Source organism: Microcystis sp. M20BS1 (assembly GCF_020245305.1).
Classification (GTDB): Bacteria; Cyanobacteriota; Cyanobacteriia; order Cyanobacteriales; family Microcystaceae; genus Microcystis; species Microcystis ichthyoblabe_A.
Genome location: NZ_JADBUZ010000069.1, coordinates 1 through 5,142 on the forward strand (window position 1 = coordinate 1; position 5,142 = coordinate 5,142).

The window sequence follows — 5,142 nt, forward strand, 5'->3', positions numbered from 1 at the left end:
AAAACCAAACCCCCCAATCTTGTGGGATTGAGGGGTAGGAAAGAATAATCCTGGCATCGAGCTATTGTCCCGGTCGGCAACCCGACAAGTATCTTGGCCACGGTGAAGTTTCACAACCGAGTTCGGGATGGAATCGGAGTGGTGCCATCACGTTAAAGACACCAGGAAGGGTAGAACCCTCAAGACTGCAAAAGCTAGGAAAAAAGTGGTGAAAGAAGAATCAGGTCAAGCCCTCGGTCGGTTAGTACTCCTCGACTGCACTCGTTACCGAGCTTCCATCTAGAGCCTATCAACGGGTAGTCTACCCGAGACCTTACTGGCTTAATGCCATGAGAGCAATCATCTGGAGGTGGGCTTCCCACTTAGATGCTTTCAGCGGTTATCCGCTCCGCACATGGCTACCCTGCGTTTACCGTTGGCACGATAACAGGTACACCAGCGGTGCGTCCTTCCCGGTCCTCTCGTACTAAGGAAGGCTCCTCGCAATGCTCTTACGCCTACACCGGATATGGACCGAACTGTCTCACGACGTTCTGAACCCAGCTCACGTACCGCTTTAATGGGCGAACAGCCCAACCCTTGGGACCGACTTCAGCCCCAGGTTGCGATGAGCCGACATCGAGGTGCCAAACCTCCCCGTCGATGTGAACTCTTGGGGGAGATCAGCCTGTTATCCCTAGAGTAACTTTTATCCGTTGAGCGACGGCCCTTCCACGCGGTGCCGTCGGATCACTAAAGCCGACTTTCGTCCCTGTTCGACTTGTGGGTCTCACAGTCAAGCTCCCTTCTGCTTTTGCACTCTATCGTCCCATTTCCAACGGGACCGAGGGAACCTTTGCGCGCCTCCGTTACCTTTTAGGAGGCGACCGCCCCAGTCAAACTGCCCACCTGAAACTGTCTCCCGCCCCGATTAGGGGTCAGGGTTAGAATTCTAGCCTCGCCAGAGTGGTATCTCACCGTTAGCTCCACCCTCCCCACGAGGAGAGTTTCAAAGCTTCCCACCTATCCTGCGCAAGCGAAGCCCGAAGCCAATTCCAGGCTACAGTAAAGCTTCATAGGGTCTTTCTGTCCAGGTGCAGGTAGTCCGTATCTTCACAGACAATCCTATTTCGCCGAGTCTCTCTCCGAGACAGTGCCCAGATCGTTACGCCTTTCGTGCGGGTCGGAACTTACCCGACAAGGAATTTCGCTACCTTAGGACCGTTATAGTTACGGCCGCCGTTCACCGGGGCTTCGGTCGTCAGCTTCAGATTACTCCTGACCAACTTCCTTAACCTTCCGGCACTGGGCAGGCGTCAGCCTCCATACTGCGTCTTACGACTTGGCGGAGACCTGTGTTTTTGGTAAACAGTCGCCTGGGCCTATTCACTGCGACCCTCTTGCGAGGGTACCCCTTCTCCCGAAGTTACGGGGTCATTTTGCCGAGTTCCTTAGAGAGAGTTATCTCGCGCCCCTTAGTATTCTCTACTTCCCCACCTGTGTCGGTTTCGGGTACAGGCAATTAATGATTAACGTGGTTCGGGCTTTTCTAGGAAGCTTGATCAACGCCACTTCCCTCCCGTGGGAGGTGGGACTCGCGTCTTAGCTCCTGGTGTTTTCTCCACCTCTCATCGCCTCGACTGCTTGCACTGGTAACCAACATCCAGCTGACGTTGACCTTCTCCGTTCTCCGGCACAATCATTAATCGGTACGGGAATGTTAACCCGTTGTCCATCGACTACGCTTTTCAGCCTCGCCTTAGGTCCTGACTGACCCTCCGCGGACGAGCCTTGCGGAGGAAACCTTGGGGTTTCGGGGTGTGGGATTCTCACCCACATTTTCGCTACTTAAGCCGACATTCTCACTTCTATAGAGTCCACAGCTGCTTGCCGCTACTGCTTCACCCCCTATAGAACGCTCCCCTACCACTACAATGTAGTCCACAGCTTCGGTAGATAACTTAGCCCCGTTCATTTTCGGCGCAGGAGCGCTTGACCAGTGAGCTATTACGCACTCTTTTAAGGATTGCTGCTTCTAGGCAAACCTCCTGGTTGTCAATGCACTCCCACCTCCTTTCTCACTTAGTTATCATTTGGGGACCTTAGCTGGTGGTCTGGGCTGTTTCCCTCTTGACGATGAAGCTTATCCCCCACCGTCTCACTGGTAGTTTTTTTAGCCGTATTCAGAGTTTGCCTCGCCTTGGTACCGGTCTCCCAGCCCGCGGCGAAACAGTGCTTTACCCCGACTAAACTTCCACTACCGCTGCGCCTCAACACATTTCGGGGAGAACCAGCTAGCTCCGAGTTCGATTGGCATTTCACCCCTAACCACAGCTCATCCGCTAATTTTTCAACATTAGTCGGTTCGGACCTCCACTTGGTTTTACCCAAGCTTCATCCTGGCCATGGTTAGATCACCCGGGTTCGGGTCTACAAATTATGACGCTTCGCCCTATTCAGACTCGCTTTCGCTGGGGCTGTGGGGTCTTCCCCCTTCACCTGCCATAACCTGTAAGTCGCCGGCTCATTCTTCAACAGGCACACGGTCAGACGTTCAATCGTCCTCCCATTGCTTGTAGGCTAACGGTTTCATGTTCTATTTCACTCCCCTTCCGGGGTTCTTTTCACCTTTCCCTCGCGGTACTGTTTCTCTATCGGTCACACGGGAATATTTAGCCTTACCTCGTGGTCGAGGCAGATTCACACGGGATTTCACGTGCCCCATGCTACTCGGGATGCAGTTAAGCTGGTTCCTTTTTCGACTACAGGACTTTCACCCTCTCTGGTGCGGTTTTCAGCCGCTTCGTCTAAATTTCCCAGTCTTTTGTTACTGTCCCACGACCCCAAGTTCCGAAGAACTTGGTTTAGGCTGTTCCCTTTTCGCTCGCCGCTACTGGGGGAATCGCTGTTGCTTTCTTTTCCTCTGGCTACTAAGATGTTTCAGTTCACCAGGTTTGCTCGCTCCACCCTATGTATTCAGGTGGTCGTGTTTAGGGTTGCCCCATTCGGATATCTTCGGATCAATGCTTGCTTCCCGCTCCCCGAAGCGTTTCGTCGGTAACTACGTCCTTCTTCGCTTCCGTGTGCCTAGGTATCCACCGTTAGCCCTTATTAGCTTGACCTTGCGGTCTTCTTTTTTGGCTTTTTCACCTAGCTCTATGCAGTTTTCAAGGTTCCTCTGGACTCTTTACTCAGAGCCAGCATTCTCTCTTACTATGTCAGTAAGATAAGGTGCTGATTCCTCGCTTCTTTGTTTTTGCCACCTGTGCAGGTGGGCCATCCTGGACTCGAACCAGGGACCTCACCCTTATCAGGGGTGCGCTCTAACCACCTGAGCTAATAGCCCTTGTTCCTGATTCAGGTCTTGTGTGAACCCAGAACCTAGTTTGAAAGCCAATTTCGCCTCGCTCCGACCTTTTGGGATTGATTCTTGGTAGCGACTACTTTTTTTTCGTCTTTTACCTGAATTAGGTCTCCCTTTAAGGAGGTGATCCAGCCACACCTTCCGGTACGGCTACCTTGTTACGACTTCACCCCAGTCACTAGCCCTGCCTTAGGCATCCCCCTCCTTGCGGTTGAGGTAATGACTTCGGGCGTGACCAGCTTCCATGGTGTGACGGGCGGTGTGTACAAGGCCCGGGAACGAATTCACCGCCGTATGCTGACCGGCGATTACTAGCGATTCCTCCTTCATGCAGGCGAGTTGCAGCCTGCAATCTGAACTGAGGCCGGGTTTGCTGGGATTCGCTGGCTCTCGCGAGTTCGCTGCCCTTTGTCCCGACCATTGTAGTACGTGTGTCGCCCAAGACGTAAGGGGCATGCTGACTTGACGTCATCCCCACCTTCCTCCGGTTTGTCACCGGCAGTCTCCTTAGAGTCCCCAACTTAATGCTGGCAACTAAGAACGAGGGTTGCGCTCGTTGCGGGACTTAACCCAACATCTCACGACACGAGCTGACGACAGCCATGCACCACCTGTGTTCGCGCTCCCGAAGGCACCCCCAGCTTTCACCAGGGTTCGCGACATGTCAAGTCTTGGTAAGGTTCTTCGCGTTGCATCGAATTAAACCACATACTCCACCGCTTGTGCGGGCCCCCGTCAATTCCTTTGAGTTTCACACTTGCGTGCGTACTCCCCAGGCGGGATACTTAACGCGTTAGCTTCGGCACGGCTCGGGTCGATACAAGCCACGCCTAGTATCCATCGTTTACGGCTAGGACTACAGGGGTATCTAATCCCTTTCGCTCCCCTAGCTTTCGTCCCTGAGTGTCAGATACAGCCCAGTAGCACGCTTTCGCCACCGATGTTCTTCCCAATCTCTACGCATTTCACCGCTACACTGGGAATTCCTGCTACCCCTACTGCTCTCTAGTCTGCCAGTTTCCACCGCCTTTAGGTCGTTAAGCAACCTGATTTGACGGCAGACTTGGCTGACCACCTGCGGACGCTTTACGCCCAATAATTCCGGATAACGCTTGCCTCCCCCGTATTACCGCGGCTGCTGGCACGGAGTTAGCCGAGGCTGATTCCTCAAGTACCGTCAGAACTTCTTCCTTGAGAAAAGAGGTTTACAATCCAAAGACCTTCCTCCCTCACGCGGCGTTGCTCCGTCAGGCTTTCGCCCATTGCGGAAAATTCCCCACTGCTGCCTCCCGTAGGAGTCTGGGCCGTGTCTCAGTCCCAGTGTGGCTGCTCATCCTCTCAGACCAGCTACTGATCGTCGCCTTGGTAGGCTCTTACCCCACCAACTAGCTAATCAGACGCAAGCTCTTCTTCAGGCCAATTAGGTTTCACCTTTCGGCACATCGGGTATTAGCAGTCGTTTCCAACTGTTGTCCCCGTCCTGAAGTTAGATTCTTACGCGTTACTCACCCGTCCGCCACTAGAATCCGAAGATTCCCGTTCGACTTGCATGTGTTAGGCACGCCGCCAGCGTTCATCCTGAGCCAGGATCAAACTCTCCATGATGAATCGTTTGACTCTTTTGACTTTTTTTTGTCTCCCCCTTGCGGGTTTGACTTTTTTGTTATAGAATTGCTTCTAAACGAGGCTTTTTTTGCTTGGCTTTCAAACTATTGTTTTGTCTAGGTTCCAGCGTCGTTTGTTTCGCTTCGCTTTCGCTTTGCTTCAACCGCGCATTTACCAATGTATCTAACTTCCCC

The 5,142-nt window shown here is 53.0% G+C and carries 1 tRNA gene and 3 rRNA genes; all 4 read right to left on the bottom strand.

From position 1 onward, the window contains the following. Nucleotides 1-48 precede the first annotated feature (48 nt). Nucleotides 49-166, bottom strand: a 5S ribosomal RNA gene (rrf, locus tag IM507_RS06975). Nucleotides 167-221: 55 nt separating this feature from the next. Beyond that, nucleotides 222-3,101, bottom strand: a 23S ribosomal RNA gene (locus IM507_RS06980). Between the two features lie 150 nt (nt 3,102-3,251). Further along, nucleotides 3,252-3,325: transfer RNA gene (locus tag IM507_RS06985), tRNA-Ile, on the bottom strand. Between the two features lie 134 nt (nt 3,326-3,459). Next, a 16S ribosomal RNA gene (locus IM507_RS06990) occupies nt 3,460-4,948 on the bottom strand. The 16S, 23S and 5S rRNA genes sit together here with 1 tRNA gene alongside, the layout of an rRNA operon. Between the last annotated feature and the right edge of the window lie 194 nt (nt 4,949-5,142).